Raw genomic sequence first — 15,240 nt, 5'->3', positions numbered from 1 at the left:
GGCAGTAATCTGGTCGTTACAGGCATACGCGTACAGCGCGTCGTTTCCATTGAAAAGACATACCCCATATCCAAAGGAGGTCAGCATGAGCGCAAGCAAACCCGACAAGGACCATCGTCCCAACAAGTACGACACGCCCTCGGAAGTGGCGCTGGATGAAGCCAACGAGATGAGCTTCCCCGGCAGCGATCCGGTGGCCACCTCCAATATCACGCGCATCGAAAAAGCGCCTGAGATGGATCGCGCCAGCAATGACCACCAGAACCGCAACCAGGTCCGCGAGAACACCCGACAGAACACCCCTGACTGAGCCTAGTCCGCCCCATCCAGGGCGGCCGGTGCATGCCGGCCGCCCTTTTCTTTTGCAAAGGGAGAACGAAGATGAGCAATCGCTACCATCAACTCAAGGTCGCCGTGCTGGTGACCGACGGCTTCGAGCAAGCCGAACTGCTGGAACCGAAAAAGGCGCTGGAAGCCGCCGGCGCTACCGTGCATATCCTCTCCGACAAGAGCGACAGCGTGCAGGGCTTCAAGCACGTCGACAAGGGCGAGGTGGTCTCGGTCGATGGCAGCCTGGACAACGCCAGCGCCGACGATTATTCGGCCGTGCTGCTGCCGGGCGGGGTCGTCAATGGCGACGCCATGCGCCTGCTGCCCCAGGCGCGCAACTTCGTGCGCGCCGCCAATGACGCGGAGAAACCCATCGCCTCCATCTGCCACGGCGGCTGGCTGCTGATCTCCGCCGGCATCGCCAAGGGCCGTACCGTGACCAGCTGGCCCAGCCTGCAGGACGACTTCAAGAACGCCGGCAGTCAATGGGTGGATCAGGAAGTGGTGCGCGACGAGAACTTCGTCTCCTCGCGCAAGCCTGCCGATATCCCCGCCTTCAACAATGAATTCATGAAATTGCTGGATGAACAGCAACGCCGGGAACATCGGCAACCGCCCAGCAGCGCCGCCGGGGATGAGGCCGTCACCGATGCCGGTGGAGAGGCTGCTACGGCCGCCCCGTCCTTGTCGGCCAAGGGGCGCGCGCCGGCCGCTCCGCCCAGCCATGAGAATGAAGCCTTCGCCGTGGCCCACGGTGAAGCACCGCAGAGCGACGGCTGACGCGCTGTTGCGTCCGGGCCCCGGCCTGCCCTGTAGGGTGGGCCGCCGTCCGGCGCGGTGTAATCGCATCCGCTCAGCACGCATCGACTCCCCACTCGGACGCATCACCCCAAGCTCAAGGTAAGGCCCATGAAAAATGCCGTCCGGTTTGCACCGAACGGCATCTGCGCGGACCGGTACATGCCGGTCGCCGCTTCCCCTCCACTACTCCACTGCTCTGCTACTGTCCCTTGGCCTGCCCCTCATACTGCCGCATGGCCTCGGCCAGCAGCGCCAGGGCGGCCTTTTCGGCGCTCTTGCGCTTCTTACAGATGCGCACCGGCTGGCCCTGCAGGTCCATCGACCAGAGATGGTCGATGCGGGTATCGATGTAGGCGGCGTATTTGTGCTTGTCCAGCTTGGCCACGCGCGGCATGAAGTGACCGGCTTGCTGCTCTTGGACGGATCGGGCGAAGTGCTTCATGGCAATTCTCCTCTGGGGCTGGACGAGGGGGAGCAAGGCTGCTTTCAGCATAGACCATCGCAGCGGGAGGAAAAGGGCCAGCCCGGCCTTTTTCCCTCCCGGCCTACTGGTCGGCGAGGATTATTTCTTGCCGGCATCGAGCGACTGCTTCAGCTCGCGCCCCATGGCCAGGTGCTTTTCCAGACCCGGCAGGGTCTTGGCGGCGAAGCTCTTGACTTCGGCGTCCTGGGCCGAGGACGAGGCCTTCTGGAACAGCTTGACCGCGTCTTCATGCGCCGACACGCCAATCATGCTGGCATAGCGCTGGTCGAAGGTATTGCCCTTGAGCTTTTCCAGCACCGCGATCTTGGCGCGCTGGGCCATGCTGGGCTCCTCCGGCAGGCTGACGTTCTTGCTGGAGGCCAGTTGCTTGAGCTCTTCGCCCACGGTGGTGTGCTCGTCAATCATTTTCTGGGCGAATTGCTTGACGGCCGGATTGCTGCTTTTTTCCAGCGCGATCTTGCTGGCCTCGACTTCAGTGTGGCCGGCCTCGGCTGCATTGGTCATGAATTTCTTGTCTTTCGACGCCGTCTCGGCGGAGGCAGTGAAGGACAAGGCAACGCCGGCCGTCAGCAAGGCTGCGGCTGCCAGCAGGCGACGCGATGGGCGGGGCGATACGGCACGCTCTGGCGCACGATGGAACAGGAATGTCATGGCGCTTCTCCTTGTGGATGATGGAAAGGTCTCTGGCCGGTCTGCGGCCAGCGTCATGCTTGCACTGTAGCCACCCCCATCCCGCCTTTGAATCAGACAGCGCCAACGACGCCTGTAAGAATCGATGACCATGGCCCACGCCCCGCCAGCCCGGCAGCTCAGCCTTGCCGACGCCGGTTGCGCAGGTACAGCACCTGTCCCAGCAAGGCCGTGAAGAGCAGGAACACGTTGGACACCACGAAAACCCAGTCCCCTTGCAGCAGGCTATAGGTGACAAAGCCGGCAGAGGCGGCCAACGGACCCGCGAAGAGCCAGTGCGACACGCCCTGGGTAGAACGGCTGCGCCATTGCTCATAGACCTGCGAAGAGATGGTCAACAGCAGGATCAGGGTGGCGCCCCAACCGATGAGGTCAGTGATGTGTTCGGACATGGTGAGGATCGGTAGCGTTGAAAAATCGGTGCCGCCATGGTGGACCATGTGCGCCTGGGCCACAGTCGGCAGGCTTCGCAAGCGCCTGTAGGAAGAACCCGCCAGGCCCGGGCGTCGGTGCTTTCGCGCAGCGCTGCGCGAATCTGCCGACCCGATAAAGGGCGCATGGCGCATTGCCACGCGCAGCGCAGCGACTTAGGCTGAAATGGTTTTTCCTTTCCCTTTTTTCCCTCTTCCAGGAGAACAGCATGCATGCCACCCGTACCATTGCCGACGTCATGACCCGCGGCGTCCATACCCTCAAACCCGACGATACCGTCATCCGCGCCGCCCAAGCCATGGAAGCGCTCGACGTGGGCGCGCTGCCGGTCTGCGATGGCGACCAGCGCCTGGTGGGCCTGGTGACCGACCGCGATATCGTGCTGCGCGGCGTGGCGCGCAAGCGTCTCACCGAGACCACCCCGCTGACCGAAGTGATGAGCCACGATGTGCTGTGGTGCTATGAAGACGAACCGGTAGACGATGTGCTGGACGATATGGTGCAACGCCAGATCCGCCGCCTGCCCGTGATGGACCGCCAGAAGAACCTGGTAGGCATGGTCAGCCTGGGTGACGTGGCGGCCAAGACCCAGAACAGCGGCATCGCCGGGGCGCTGGCCGAAATCTCCCTGCCGGCCGCGCCGCTGCGTCCGGACGACGACTTCCGCCTGCCCGAAGTGAGCCAGGGCGACCTGGCCGAAGTGAACCTGGGCCGCAGCTAGCCCAAGCCAGGGGCTGGCCTCCCTGGCCAGTCTTGTAGGTTTTTTCTTACACGCTAATCGGGCACTGTCCGATCTTCTTTTTTGCAGTGCATGGCTACTATGCACTCCAACGAACTCGAAACCGAGGACACCCACTCCGGCACGAACGTCCCCCTCCGTCGTGCTACGAATAATGTCCATCCCCCATCGGTTTATCCCCACGGGTCGTTTTCATAAGCAGAAATTCATCGAAGATTCCCCCGATCTTCGGCGTCTTATATCCCTCCCCTCAGGCCGCCTCCCCCAGGCGGCCATTTTTTTTATCCTTGCGCCGGTCCTTGCTGGGCAATATAGGCCAGGGCGTCCGCATAGGCGGCGTCGCTGGCCTCGCGGACCGGCTCGCACACGTAGGTGGACATCTCGTCCTCGTGGCTTGCGCCGATCAGGACGATGCCGCGAAAACCGCCGCCCTCGGCCTGTTGCACGCCTGGCTGCATGAGCGGGGCCGTCATTTCGTCCAGCTTGTCGCCGCCGGGAATATCGATGGGAATGCTCATGGAATGGGTCCTCCTGTGGCAAGGTGAAAACACAAGACCTGCTTGCACCGGCTGACGCACATCAGGTATGTGCTGATCGGCAACCATGAGGGCGCAAGAAGAAGTATGCTTGTCAGCATAGAAAACGCTGAAGGAAAAGGCAGCAAGAAGCCGCCCTCGATGGGGGTAGGACGGCTTGAAGATGAGGCTGCGCCAGCGTTCTCGCGCCTAACCGGACCTGTCATGCCCATCGATTATCTGCGCCGCCTCACCAGCCCGGCGCGCACCGACCTTTCCAACCGCCACCTAGGCCGTTCGCTGGCCTTCATCGCCGGGGCCGTCAATGCCGGCGGCTTCCTGGCGGTGGGGCAGTACACCTCGCACATGTCAGGCATCGTCTCGTCGCTGGCCGACAACCTGGTGCTGGGCGAGACCCTGCTGCTGGTGGGCGGCGCCAGCGCCCTGCTCTCCTTCCTGGCCGGCGCGGCCTGTTCGACGGTCATGATCAACTGGGCGCGCCGACGCAGCCTGCACAGCGAATACGCCATGCCCCTGATGCTGGAAGCCATGCTGTTGCTGTGCTTTGGCATCCTGGGCAGCAACCTGGAAAATCACCGGGTGCTGTTCGTGCCGGTCACGGTGGCGCTGCTGTGCTTCGTGATGGGCTTGCAGAACGCCATGATCAGCAAGATTTCCCGCTCCGAGATCCGCACCACCCACGTCACCGGGCTGGTCACCGACATCGGCATCGAGATCGGCAAGATATGCTACTGGAGCGCCGCACCGCGCCAGCCAGGCGAGCACGGGGAAGACCCGGTGCCCGCGGCGCGGCGCAAGTTCATGCTGCTGGGGTCCTTGCTGCTGATGTTCTTCCTGGGGGGCGTGGCCGGAGCATTGGGCTTCAAGCTGGTGGGCTTCCTGGCCACCATGCCGCTGGCCGCAGGCCTGTTCCTGCTGGCGCTGGTGCCGATGATGGATGACCTGGCGCGCTCCTGAGAGGCTATTCGCGGCGAGAAATTAATAAATCTCGATAAAATTATAATTTTTTCGTGATAAATTATGATTTCTCGATAGGAATTAAGAAAATTCGATGCCATGACCCCGCTAGGCTATCAACATCTGATCGATACGCTGCATCTGGAAGTCACCCCGCTGGAGCGGGTCGCCTTCACGGATTCCTCAGTGAACCGGCGAGTGGATTCAGGCACACGCATTCTCTTTCCGGCTTCGGTAGCCATTGACACCTCATTGGTAGGCCATCTGGAGTTTGCCTTGCGGCACGAAGGGGTCAACCTGGAGGTCATCGATGCCGCCTTCGCCAGCGCCGAGATCACTCCGGCAGCGCTGATAGCCCAATGGCAGGCCAAACCGACGGGTGAGCACATCCGGCGTGCCTGTTTTCTCTGGGAATGGCTCACCGGCGACGAACTTCAGGTAGCGGCCCTACCCAACGGCGGCTACGTCGACCTGTTCCCCGAAGACATCTATTACACCGCTGCGCAGCCCGTGCGCTCGCCCAAGTTCCGGATCCGGAACAATGCGCTGGGCACGCCTGCGTTCTGTCCCGTCGTGCGGCGCAGCGTAATGAGCTGCACACCCCCGCTGGAAGAACTTCTGAAGGAAGCACGTCACGCCCTGGAAGCCCTGGAAGACCCGGAGCTCTACCGGCGGGCGGTGGCCTATCTGTACCTCTCCGAAACGCGCAGCAGCTATGCCATCGAGTCAGAAACGCCCAGCTTCAACAAGCAGGAACGATTCGTCCAGCTATTGCAGCGGGCAGGCGAGCCAGTGGAGGTCAATGAACAATGGCTGGTCGGTCTGCAAAATGCCATCGTGCGCGACGTCTACAGCCAGGAAGCCAGCTATCGACACCAGCAGAACTGGCTGGAAGACGCCAGTGGCCGGGTCAGTTTTTTCCCCGCGCCGGCAGAAGATCTGGAATACGTCATGCGGGGCTGGGAAGACTTCGTCAACGATACCCGGCGTTGTACCGACCTGCTGGTCAAGACGGCCTGCGCCGCCTTTGGCTTCGTCTATCTGCACCCTTTCCTGGATGGCAATGGCCGTCTGCACCGTTTCCTGATCCAGCATGTGCTGGCACGTTCCACGCTGATGGCGCCCGGCACGCTGGTCCCGGTCTCGGCGGTCATCGAAAAGAACATTCCCGCCTATAGCGAACTGCTGACGGCGTTTTCACGCCCGGTCACGGCGCTGTGGGATTACCGTCGGGGCGATCAGGAGCCCATCGTCATCAGCCACCCCGGCAGCCGCGCCTACCGCTTCCTCCGGGCTGACCGGGAAGTGGCCTTCCTGCATGACATGGTCCGGCAGGCCGTGCGCGAGGAGATTCCCCAGGAACTGGCTTACCTCAAAGGATATGATGCAGCCTTCAGTGAACTCAATGATGAGCTGGATTTGCCGCAAAAGGACCTCTCGGCGCTCATCCGGATGATCCAGTCCAACCGGGGCCGTCTCTCGGCGCATCGCAGGAAGCAATATGGGCATCTGCCTGCCCATGTATTGGATCGTATCGAGGAAGTAGTGGGACGCAGCTTCCAGACCACAACGGATCCACCCGCCCCGTTAAAGGCTGCAGATTAATTTTTCACAATGAGATATCGAGTTTTCGCCAAAAAATTAATATTTTTCGACGGATATTAGAAAATCTCGATACTGCTGGGGCCGACTACACAGCTTAGCTTACCGGCAGAGAATGCAAAAAAGGCGCTCTGCGCGCCTTTCGTTTTCTTGTTATCCGTCTTACACGCCGCCCGACCCCATCCTGGGAGGCGGCAGCCGCTGCCTGAGGCGGCCGGCGCCATCAGCCTTGCTGTTGTGCCGTATTGTCCGACTGCTGGGGTTGCTGCGCGCTGGACTGCGACTCCTGGCGCGCCTGGTCTTGCGGAGCAGCCTGGTTCATCTGCGGCTGGGCCGAGCTGCTGGCGCCATTCTGGGCGGCAGCGGCAGCGGCGGCAGCATTCTTGCGGCCATGGCTGTTGAGACCACCCTTGCGGCCGGCTTCACGGGCTTCGGCCGAGGTGAACTCGTGGGCAGCGCCCTTGGCGTGGGCCGCCTTGCCGCCCATGCTGGCGATCTGGCGTTGTTTCTCCCGATCCATGGCGGCGAAGCCGCGATTACTGTTCCCCGGATTTTGTGCATTTGCCATGTGTAAGACTCCTTAGCTTGGATAGTCGAGTGGAGCGGACCGGTCCGGCCTGCCACTGTCCTGCTCTGCACGAGTGGCTGACACCAACCTGAATCCACGCTTGCAGTTTAGGAAGGCTCACCAAAGCTCACTATCGGAAGAGCTCCCCAGCCCTTGTCAGCATCCACTGTCAGACATGCAGGAATCCATGAAGATGAGCTTGCGGACGCTCTCCTGAATGCAGCTTCATTTTCCTGCCCCCACAAAGTCGGGTTTTGTCACACACCAAAACAAATACTGTATATTTATACAGTTACCGCCATTTCCCCGTCTTTCCTTGCCGCTGCACCCGACCATGCTGTCTCCCTCTTCCCCGGCCCGTACGCCGGAAACCATCCACCCCGCGCTCTGGCTGGCCTCCCAGCTGGCGCGCGGTAATGGGCGCGGGGTTTCCAGCGGTTTCGAGGCGCTCGATGCGGAATTGCCCGGGCGCGGCTGGCCTACGGGGGTGCTGATCGAATTGCTGCTGCCCCAGGATGGCGTGGGTGAACTGCGCCTGCTGCGGCCGCTGCTGGCCCAGCCACAGCGCCTGCGACCAGGCGCGCCCAGCGGTCGCATCGCCCTGCTGCAAGCCCCGCACGCCATCAATGCACCGGGCTGGGCGGCCATGGGCGTGCCGGCCACGCGCCTGCTGCAGTTGCAGGCCGATACCCCGGTCGACGCCTGCTGGGCCGCCGAGCAGGTCTTGCGCGCCGACAGTTGCCAGGCCCTGCTGATGTGGCAAGCGCGCCTGCGCAAGGGCGACCACGATCTGCTGCGCCGGCTGCACGTGGCGGCCCAGGCGGGCCAGACCCTGTTTTTCATGCTGCGTCCGCTGGCCTGCGCCCGGGAGGCTTCACCGGCCCCCTTGCGGCTCACGCTCAGGCCGGCGCCGGGCGGCCTGGACATCGGCTTTCTCAAGCGGCGCGGCCCGCTGCGCGAGCACAGCCTGTTTCTTCCCCTGACACCTTCACCGAATCTGCAACGCCATGTCTCCCCTGTGGATCGCCGTACACCTGCCACTGCTGCCGCTGGAAGTCTTCCGTCCGAACTGGCTGGATGAAGTCGCCGCCGTGGTCTTCGAACGCGAGCGCGTGGCCGCGCTGTCGGCGGCGGCGCGCGCGTGCGGGGTCCATGAGGGCATGCGGCGCGGCGGGGTGCAATTGCTGGCGCCTGAGGCGCAACTGCAGGAGCGCGACCCGGCGCGTGAACAGGCCGCGCTGGAACAGACCGCGCTGGCGCTGCTGCAATACACGCCCCAGGTGAGCCTGGCGCCGCAGGCCTGCGTGCTGCTGGAAGTCAGCGCCAGCCTGCGCCTGTTCGGCGGCATCCGGGCGCTGTGCCGCAAGGTCCGCGTGAGCATCTCCCGGCTGGGGCTGTCGGCCACGCTGTCCTGCGCCGTCACGGCCACCGGGGCCTGGATGCTGGCGCGCTACGGCGATGTGCGCACCGTGCGCGAGCGCTCGCTGCGGCGCCGCCTGGATCGTCTGCCGGTGGTCTTGCTCAGCGCCGCACAAGCCCATCTGGAATGGCTGCACGGCCTGGGCTGCCGTCAACTGGGGCAGTTGCGGGCCTTGCCGCGGGCGGGCTTGCAGCGGCGCTGCGGCAAGGCCTTGCTGGACATGCTGGAGCACGCCTATGGCGAAGCACCCGAAGTGCATGACTGGGTAGTGGCCCCGCCGGTCTTCCAGGCCCGCGTGGAGCTGCCCGACCGGATAGAGCAGACCGACATCCTGACCGCCTATGCCCAGGCCCTGCTGACCCAACTGGCCGGCTGGCTGACGGCGCGCCAGCTGGCCGTGAAGCAGTTGCGGCTATGGCTGGAGCATGAGCGCGGCCGCCAGGCCGTCGCCCCGACCGACTTGCGCATTGCCCTGTCGGCGCCGGCCTGGCAGGAAGACCACCTCTACAGCCTGGTCAAGGAAAAGCTGGCCCGCTCCACCCTGCCCGCCCCGGCCATCGCCCTGGGCCTGGCTGCCGAAGAGCTGGAACGCCGGCAGCCGGCCAGCGACATGCTCTTCCCCGAACCGGGCGGCAGCGCCGAAGACCACCAGCGCCTGCTGGAACTGCTGGTGGCCCGGCTGGGCGCAGACAAGGTGCGCCAGGCTGCGCCCCGCGCCGACTATCGGCCGGAGCTGGCCAACCGCTGGTGCAGCGTGATGCAGCCGGCTGCCAGCCTGCCCGCGCCGCTCTCCACCGATGCGGCGCGCTTGCCGCCGCGTCCGCTGTGGCTGCTGGATGAGCCTGTGCCGCTGCGGGTGCTGCAGCACAAGCCCTTCTATCGCACGCCGCTGGAATTCACTTCACCACCCGAACGCATCGAAGCCGGCTGGTGGGAAGGCCGGCCCTCCACCCGCGATTACTTCACCGTGCGCGATGCGCAGCATGCCTATTACTGGATCTTCCGCCAGTGGCATGGCGGGGAATGCCCGGAAGAAGAACCGCAGTGGTTCCTGCACGGGCTGTTCGGCTAGGAGCAGCACATGTCAACGACCCTGCCAGAGTATGCCGAGCTGTATTGCCGCAGCAACTTCAGCTTCCTGCAAGGGGCCTCGCACGCCCATGAACTGGTGCAACGCGCCATCGCGCTGGACTACCGCGCCCTGGCCATCACCGATGAATGCACCCTGGCCGGCGTGGTGCGGGCCTACGCCGCCTGGAAGGAACAGTTCGACAAAGGCCGCACGCAAGACTTCAAGCTGATCATCGGCAGTTGCTTCCGCTTCACCGGGCTCGAGGATGAGCCCGCCCATCCGCTGGCAGCCCTGACCTTGGTCGCGCTGGCCAGGAACCGCGAGGGCTATGGCAACCTCTCCGAGCTGATCACCCTGGCCCGCACCCGCGCCGCCAAAGGCAGTTACCTGCTCCATCCGGAAGACCTGAGCGGCCCGCCACCGGCCTTGTCGCACCTGCGCGCCCTGCCGGACTGCCAGTTGATCCTGGTGCCGGACTATCCCGCCGATGAAGAGACCCTCGACGCCCAGTTGCGCTGGTTCGCGCCGCTGGCGCCGGGCCGCTCCTGGGTGGGCATCACACGCCTGTACCGCCCGCTGGATGACCTGCACCGGGCCGCGCTGGAGGCCGCCACGCGCCGCCATGGCTTGCCCCTGGCCGCCGTGGGCGACGTGCAGATGCACCAGCGCTCGCGCAAGTACCTGCAGGATGTGGTGACCGCCATCCGCCTGGGCCAGCCGGTGCAGGAATGCGGCCATGCGCTGGCGCCCAATGCCGAGCAGCATCTGCGTTCGCGGGTGCGGCTGGGCATGGTGCATACGCCGGCCACGCTGGCCCAGACCCTGGCCATCGCCGCCGATTGCCGCTTCAGCCTGGCCGAGCTGCGCTATGAATATCCGGATGAACTGGTGCCGCTGGGCATGAGCGCGGCCGACTACCTGCGCCAGCAAACCCTGGCGGGCGCCGCCAAGCGCTATCCGCAAGGGCTGCCGGGAGGCGTGCGCGAACAGATCGAGGCCGAACTCGCCTTGATCGCCCAAAAGGAATATGAAGCCTATTTCCTCACCGTCTATGACCTGGTCCAGTTCGCCCGTTCACGCGGCATCCTCTGCCAGGGGCGGGGATCGGCGGCCAATTCGGCGGTGTGCTATTGCCTGGGCGTGACCGAGGTCGATCCCACCTCCACGCGCCTGCTGTTTGCCCGCTTCATCAGTGAAAAACGCGAAGAACCGCCCGACATCGACGTGGACTTCGAGCACCAGCGCCGCGAAGAAGTGATCCAGCACATCTACCGCAAATATGGCCGCCGCCGCGCCGCGCTGGCCGCCGCCGTGCACAGCTATCGCCCGCGCGGGGCCTTGCGCGAGGTCGGCAAGGCGCTGGGGGTGGATGCGGCCATCGTCGATGCGGTGGCCAAGTCGCAGCACTGGTTCGACAGCCGCGAAGAATTGCTGGCGCGCTTTGCCGAAGCCGGGCTGGACCCAGAATTGCCGCAGATCGGCCTGTGGGCCAGCATCACCGGCAAGCTGCTGCGCTTCCCGCGCCACCTGTCGCAGCACACCGGCGGTTTCGTGATCGCACGCGGGCAACTGTCGCGGCTGGTGCCGATCCAGAATGCGGCCATGCCGGAGCGCTGCGTCATCGAATGGGACAAGGATGACCTGGAGTCGCTCAAGCTGCTCAAGGTCGATGTGCTGGCGCTGGGCATGCTCACCGCCCTGCGCCGCACGCTGGAACTGGTCAGCCTGCGGCGCGGCCTGCCCGAGGTGATGCAGATGCACGCTATCCCGCGGGAAGACCCGGCCACCTTCGAGATGATCTGCAAGGCCGACACCATCGGCGTGTTCCAGATCGAAAGCCGGGCGCAGATGAGCATGCTGCCGCGCATGCAGCCGCGCACCCAGTACGATCTGGTGGTGCAGGTGGCCATCGTGCGGCCCGGTCCTATCCAGGGCGGCATGGTCCATCCCTACCTGCGACGGCGCGAGCTGGTGCGCGAGGGCGGCAGCTTCGACTATCCGGACAACACCAGCAAGAGCGGCAAGATCAAGAAGGTGCTGGAGCGCACCCTGGGCATCCCCATCTTCCAGGAACAGGTGATGGATGTGGCCATCGAGGCCGCCGGCTATTCGCCCAGCGAGGCCGATGACCTGCGCCGTTCCATGGCGGCCTGGAAACGCAAGGGCGGCATGGGGCCGCACTATGAACGGCTGGTGCTGGGCATGACCGACAATGGCTATTCGCGCGAATTCGCCGAGAGCATCTTCAAGCAGATCGAGGGCTTTGGCGAATACGGCTTCCCCGAAAGCCATGCCGCCAGCTTCGCCCTGCTGACCTATTTCAGCAGCTGGCTCAAGTGCCATGAGCCGGAAGCCTTCCTGTGCGGCCTGCTCAACAGCCAGCCCATGGGCTTCTACTCCCCTTCGCAACTGATCCAGGATGCGCGTCGGCACGGCGTGCAGGTGTTGCCGGCCAATGTGGTGCGCAGCCGCTGGGAATCGACGCTGGAACTGCCCTCATCCGCAGGGGCGCGCCCCGCCGTGCGGCTGGGCCTGAGCCTGCTGCGCAGCATGCCGGCCGAGGCCGCCCAGCGCATCGAACAAGCCCGCGCCCAACGGCCCTTTGCCGATGTGGATGACCTGGCCCGGCGCGCCGGGCTGGACCGCCCTGCCCTGCAGGCACTGGCGGCAGGCGATGCCTTGCGCGAACTGGCCGGCCACCGGCGCCAGGCGCTCTGGCATGCGGTGGGCGCGGTGCCCGACCGCGATCTGCTGCGCAGCGCCCCCCGGGGCGATGACGCCGTACAACTGGACGCTCCCGGCGAAGGTGACCAGATCATCGACGACTACCGCGCCATGAACCTGACGCTGCGCCGCCATCCGCTGGCGCTGCTGCGCCCGACCTTGCAGCGGCGGCGCTTCATGAGCGTGGCAGATCTCAACACCCTGCAGAACCGCCAGTTCGCCTGCTGCTGCGGCATCGTCACGGTGCGCCAGCGGCCCGGCACGGCCAAGGGCGTGATCTTCATGACCCTGGAAGACGAGACCGGCTCGGCCAATGTGATCATCTGGCCTGCGGTGCTGGAACGGCAGCGCAGCGAAGTCTTGAATGCGCGTCTGCTGGGGGTATATGGCAGCTGGCAGTGCCACGGCGAGGTGCGTCACCTGGTGGCGGGCCGGCTGGAAGACTGGACCCATCTGCTGGGGGAACTGCAACCGCGCAGCCGGGATTTCTTTTGAATGGCGTCTCAATGGCCGAACGACATGGCCATGCGGTAGGCGTTGCGCCCCTCGTTCTTGGCGCGATACAGGGCCAGGTCGGCTTCGTGTACCAGTTCATCCCAGCTGCGCTGGTTACCCGGCTGCAAGACCGCCAGGCCGACGCTGATGGTCACCGGATGACCATGCTCGAAGCGCTGGGTGCGCACCGACTCCAGCAGGCGCTGGCCGATCTGGCAGGCCTGGTCATGGTCGACGCCGGGAAAGACGGCGCAGAATTCCTCGCCGCCATACCGGCCCAACACATCGCCCGGGCGGCAGCTCTGGGCCAGGGTGGCGCCAATGCCGGCCAGCACGCGGTCACCCGCCAGGTGGCCATGGCGATCATTGATCTGCTTGAAGTGATCGACATCGATGAAGGCCAGCGCCAGCACGCTCTTGCGCTCCACCGCCCGCGCCAGCAGCAACTCGCCGCAACGCACCAGCTCGCGCCGGTTCAGCGCACCGGTGAGCTGGTCTTCGGTGGCCAGGCGCTGCCTGTCGGCCAGCAGGCGTTCGAAATAGATCATCATCAGCGACACCGAGAACAGCAAGGAGCCGCTCAGGGGAATCAGATAGATCAGCGCCACGCCGATATTGCTCATGGCCGGCGGGATGAACAGTTCAGGATGGGAGAACGACAGGACAAAGCGCGCCACATGCGTGCTGATGAAGATGAGCAGCGAGACGATGCCGATGCAGCGCCCGAAGCTCCAGCGCGCATAGCGCTGCGCATGCGGCCCCGACATGCCGCGCGCGAATTCGCCCAGGGCCAGCCAGAACGTCAGCTGCAGGGCGACCAAGGCCAGATAACTGCGTTGCGTGAAACTGACCTGGTAGAGCAGCAGGAGCGAGAAAAGGAAGGCATAGAAGCCCACCAGCAGCCACGGCCACCAGCCGGTGCGGCGCTGGTAGAAGCTGCGCAAGCCGGCCCAGGCCAGCAGGCAGCAGGAAAACAGGCCGGTATTGCCCGCCAGCAGGGCCAGCGGATTCCATACGTCGCCCATGTGGTTGTAGCCCACCAGCATGAGACAGATCCCTGCCGCCCCGCACAGGCCCGACAGCGCCCACAGGCGCGTGCAGTGTTCCTTGGGCATGTTCATGAACAGGCCCGCCATGATCAGGCCGCCGCAAAACTGTACGAGGGCCAGTGCGATACTGGCAGTAGCTGCATTCATCCCAATGTGGCTGCCCCCTCAGGGCAGGTGAAAATGGCGCAAAGACTCGGAACCCTTCCCGCCCGTGGCGCGCCCCCGCGCGCCCTGACAGGCTTCCGGATACCGCAGTGCAGCATGCCGGACAGGACCGGCTAGTGTAACCGAAGCGCGTAGTCAAAACGCAAATTGCGCGTAACATCAAAAAAACTGAATCGTCCTCCACAAGGAGGCAGGGAGGCAAGCAAGCGTCTCAGCTCACTCCCGTTCGAGCAATTCGGTATGCCCCCAGCGCCCCGAGCGGCACAATTCATCGGTGACATCGAGCACCAGTTGCTCCACCGCCGCCGCCGCCGTCGTCAGCGGAATATTGCGCGAGGCGCACAGCGCCAGGGTGCGGGAGATGCGCTCGCCGGCGATGCGATGGGCCACCATCTCGCCGCGTTCGATGTCGGCCAGCAAGGGCGCCACCGGCAGGATGGTGGCGCCGATGTCGGCCAGGATGGCCGATTTGAGGATGGCCACCGAGTTGATCTCGATGACGTTGTCCAGGCTCATGCCCTGCGAGCGCACCAGGTTCTCGATGCGCGGCCTGACCCCGTGGGCCAGGCCCGGCAAGATCAGCGGCGCCTGGATGGCGCGCGCCAGCGGCACGCTCTTGCGCCCGGCCACGCCGTATTGCGACTTGGCGCGGGTGATGTACATCATCTCTTCCTCGATCATGGGCGTGGCCGCAAAGGAAGACAGCTGGCCGTCGTCGAACAGCACAGCCAGGTTGATGCGGCCGGACTTGAGCTGGGTGATCAGGTTGCCGGTCAACTCCTCGGTCAGTTGCAGCGTGATTTCCGGGTAAGTCGAGCGCACCGCGTTCAACAAAGGCAAGGCCAGCGCATTGGACACGCTCTGCGGGATGCCCAGCGCCACCGTGCCCGAGGGTTTGTCGGCGGATTGGCCGACGGCCTGCTTGGCGTCCTGCACTTGCTTCAAGATCGCCAGGGCGTGCTCGTAGAACACCTTGCCGGCGTCGGTGGCGATGACGCCCTGGGCCGAGCGGTGCAGCAACTGGGCGGCCAGCTCGTCTTCGAGCTGGCGGATCTGCTGGGTCAGCGCCGGCTGGGCGATGTGCAAGGCGCGCGCCGCCCGTGACAGCGAGCCGTGATCGACGATGGCGACGAAGTAGCGCAGTTGGCGTAATTCCATGCGGGCGGGTCCTGTGTG

The 15,240-nt window shown here is 64.7% G+C and carries 14 protein-coding genes and 1 pseudogene; 8 read left to right on the top strand and 7 right to left on the bottom strand.

The annotated features are described in order from the left end of the window. Positions 1–85: 85 nt before the first annotated feature. Both ACP92_RS11305 and ACP92_RS11300 read left to right on the top strand, forming a co-directional pair. Positions 86–310: a hypothetical protein gene (locus ACP92_RS11305; RefSeq protein ID WP_041310683.1), complete on the top strand. Its 225-nt coding sequence runs from the start codon at positions 86–88 to the stop codon at positions 308–310. A 71-nt stretch (positions 311–381) separates the two neighbouring features. Beyond that, positions 382–924 (top strand): annotated as a pseudogene (locus ACP92_RS11300) (type 1 glutamine amidotransferase domain-containing protein); the annotation flags it as partial. A 406-nt stretch (positions 925–1,330) separates the two neighbouring features. Here ACP92_RS11300 and ACP92_RS11295 read toward each other — a convergent pair. The 3 genes from ACP92_RS11295 to ACP92_RS11285 form a co-directional block, all read right to left on the bottom strand. Continuing rightward, entirely contained in the window at positions 1,331–1,573 is a 243-nt protein-coding gene (locus tag ACP92_RS11295) for a hypothetical protein (protein ID WP_041310680.1), read from the bottom strand. A gap of 120 nt (positions 1,574–1,693) precedes the next feature. Continuing rightward, a complete protein-coding gene (locus tag ACP92_RS11290) occupies positions 1,694–2,266 on the bottom strand; it encodes a DUF4142 domain-containing protein (protein ID WP_048348541.1) in 573 nt (190 codons plus the stop codon). Between the two features lie 158 nt (positions 2,267–2,424). Beyond that, entirely contained in the window at positions 2,425–2,697 is a 273-nt protein-coding gene (locus ACP92_RS11285; protein ID WP_041311784.1) for a SemiSWEET family transporter, read from the bottom strand. A 248-nt stretch (positions 2,698–2,945) separates the two neighbouring features. Between ACP92_RS11285 and ACP92_RS11280 the strand changes: the two genes are divergently transcribed. Next, positions 2,946–3,458: a CBS domain-containing protein gene (locus ACP92_RS11280; protein ID WP_013234242.1), complete on the top strand. Its 513-nt coding sequence runs from the start codon at positions 2,946–2,948 to the stop codon at positions 3,456–3,458. A 299-nt stretch (positions 3,459–3,757) separates the two neighbouring features. On the opposite strand, the gene ACP92_RS11275 is transcribed toward ACP92_RS11280, so the two are convergent. Then, complete coding sequence (locus tag ACP92_RS11275; RefSeq protein WP_041310677.1) at positions 3,758–3,994, bottom strand: hypothetical protein; 237 nt, start codon at positions 3,992–3,994, stop codon at positions 3,758–3,760. A gap of 222 nt (positions 3,995–4,216) precedes the next feature. On the opposite strand from ACP92_RS11275, the gene ACP92_RS11270 reads away from it, so the two are divergent. Further along, positions 4,217–4,969, top strand: coding sequence for a YoaK family protein (locus tag ACP92_RS11270; RefSeq protein ID WP_013234241.1), 753 nt, complete (start codon positions 4,217–4,219; stop codon positions 4,967–4,969). A 99-nt stretch (positions 4,970–5,068) separates the two neighbouring features. Next, on the top strand, positions 5,069–6,574 hold the full coding sequence (locus tag ACP92_RS11265) for a Fic family protein (protein WP_013234240.1): 1,506 nt from the start codon (positions 5,069–5,071) through the stop codon (positions 6,572–6,574). A 220-nt stretch (positions 6,575–6,794) separates the two neighbouring features. On the opposite strand, the gene ACP92_RS11260 is transcribed toward ACP92_RS11265, so the two are convergent. After that, positions 6,795–7,139: a KGG domain-containing protein gene (locus tag ACP92_RS11260; RefSeq protein ID WP_041310674.1), complete on the bottom strand. Its 345-nt coding sequence runs from the start codon at positions 7,137–7,139 to the stop codon at positions 6,795–6,797. A 334-nt stretch (positions 7,140–7,473) separates the two neighbouring features. Here ACP92_RS11260 and imuA point away from each other — a divergent pair, with 334 nt between their 5' ends. From imuA to ACP92_RS11245, 3 genes are read left to right on the top strand one after another with little or no spacing between them, the layout of a single operon-like run. Further along, complete coding sequence (gene imuA, locus ACP92_RS11255; RefSeq protein ID WP_041310671.1) at positions 7,474–8,220, top strand: translesion DNA synthesis-associated protein ImuA; 747 nt, start codon at positions 7,474–7,476, stop codon at positions 8,218–8,220. Next, a complete protein-coding gene (locus ACP92_RS11250; RefSeq protein ID WP_041310669.1) occupies positions 8,147–9,631 on the top strand; it encodes a Y-family DNA polymerase in 1,485 nt (494 codons plus the stop codon). Before imuA ends, ACP92_RS11250 begins: the two co-directional genes overlap by 74 nt. A 9-nt stretch (positions 9,632–9,640) precedes the next feature. Then, positions 9,641–12,850 (top strand): error-prone DNA polymerase, encoded by a 3,210-nt coding sequence (locus ACP92_RS11245; protein WP_048348540.1) that lies wholly within the window; start codon positions 9,641–9,643, stop codon positions 12,848–12,850. Between the two features lie 8 nt (positions 12,851–12,858). Here ACP92_RS11245 and ACP92_RS11240 read toward each other — a convergent pair whose 3' ends face one another. Together ACP92_RS11240 and ACP92_RS11235 are read right to left on the bottom strand one after the other, a co-directional pair. Further along, entirely contained in the window at positions 12,859–14,046 is a 1,188-nt protein-coding gene (locus tag ACP92_RS11240) for a GGDEF domain-containing protein (RefSeq protein ID WP_013234235.1), read from the bottom strand. 234 nt (positions 14,047–14,280) lie between these two features. Beyond that, positions 14,281–15,222, bottom strand: coding sequence for a LysR substrate-binding domain-containing protein (locus ACP92_RS11235; RefSeq protein WP_013234234.1), 942 nt, complete (start codon positions 15,220–15,222; stop codon positions 14,281–14,283). Positions 15,223–15,240 lie beyond the last annotated feature (18 nt).

Source organism: Herbaspirillum seropedicae (assembly GCF_001040945.1).
GTDB lineage: Bacteria > Pseudomonadota > Gammaproteobacteria > Burkholderiales > Burkholderiaceae_D > Herbaspirillum > Herbaspirillum seropedicae.
Note: the sequence above shows the minus strand (reverse complement) of the source record. Positions and strands in the feature narration are given on the sequence as shown.

Excerpts from the sequence above, each read along its gene's own strand:
- ACP92_RS11275 (WP_041310677.1), bottom strand. The coding sequence starts at position 3,994 with ATGAGCATTCCCATCGATATTCCCGGCGGCGACAAGCTGGACGAAATG.
- ACP92_RS11260 (WP_041310674.1), bottom strand. The coding sequence starts at position 7,139 with ATGGCAAATGCACAAAATCCGGGGAACAGTAATCGCGGCTTCGCCGCC.
- ACP92_RS11245 (WP_048348540.1), top strand. The coding sequence starts at position 9,641 with ATGTCAACGACCCTGCCAGAGTATGCCGAGCTGTATTGCCGCAGCAAC.
- ACP92_RS11305 (WP_041310683.1), top strand. The coding sequence starts at position 86 with ATGAGCGCAAGCAAACCCGACAAGGACCATCGTCCCAACAAGTACGAC.
- ACP92_RS11240 (WP_013234235.1), bottom strand. The coding sequence starts at position 14,046 with ATGAATGCAGCTACTGCCAGTATCGCACTGGCCCTCGTACAGTTTTGC.
- imuA (WP_041310671.1), top strand. The coding sequence starts at position 7,474 with ATGCTGTCTCCCTCTTCCCCGGCCCGTACGCCGGAAACCATCCACCCC.
- ACP92_RS11280 (WP_013234242.1), top strand. The coding sequence starts at position 2,946 with ATGCATGCCACCCGTACCATTGCCGACGTCATGACCCGCGGCGTCCAT.
- ACP92_RS11290 (WP_048348541.1), bottom strand. The coding sequence starts at position 2,266 with ATGACATTCCTGTTCCATCGTGCGCCAGAGCGTGCCGTATCGCCCCGC.
- ACP92_RS11250 (WP_041310669.1), top strand. The coding sequence starts at position 8,147 with ATGTCTCCCCTGTGGATCGCCGTACACCTGCCACTGCTGCCGCTGGAA.
- ACP92_RS11285 (WP_041311784.1), bottom strand. The coding sequence starts at position 2,697 with ATGTCCGAACACATCACTGACCTCATCGGTTGGGGCGCCACCCTGATC.
- ACP92_RS11235 (WP_013234234.1), bottom strand. The coding sequence starts at position 15,222 with ATGGAATTACGCCAACTGCGCTACTTCGTCGCCATCGTCGATCACGGC.
- ACP92_RS11270 (WP_013234241.1), top strand. The coding sequence starts at position 4,217 with ATGCCCATCGATTATCTGCGCCGCCTCACCAGCCCGGCGCGCACCGAC.
- ACP92_RS11265 (WP_013234240.1), top strand. The coding sequence starts at position 5,069 with ATGACCCCGCTAGGCTATCAACATCTGATCGATACGCTGCATCTGGAA.
- ACP92_RS11295 (WP_041310680.1), bottom strand. The coding sequence starts at position 1,573 with ATGAAGCACTTCGCCCGATCCGTCCAAGAGCAGCAAGCCGGTCACTTC.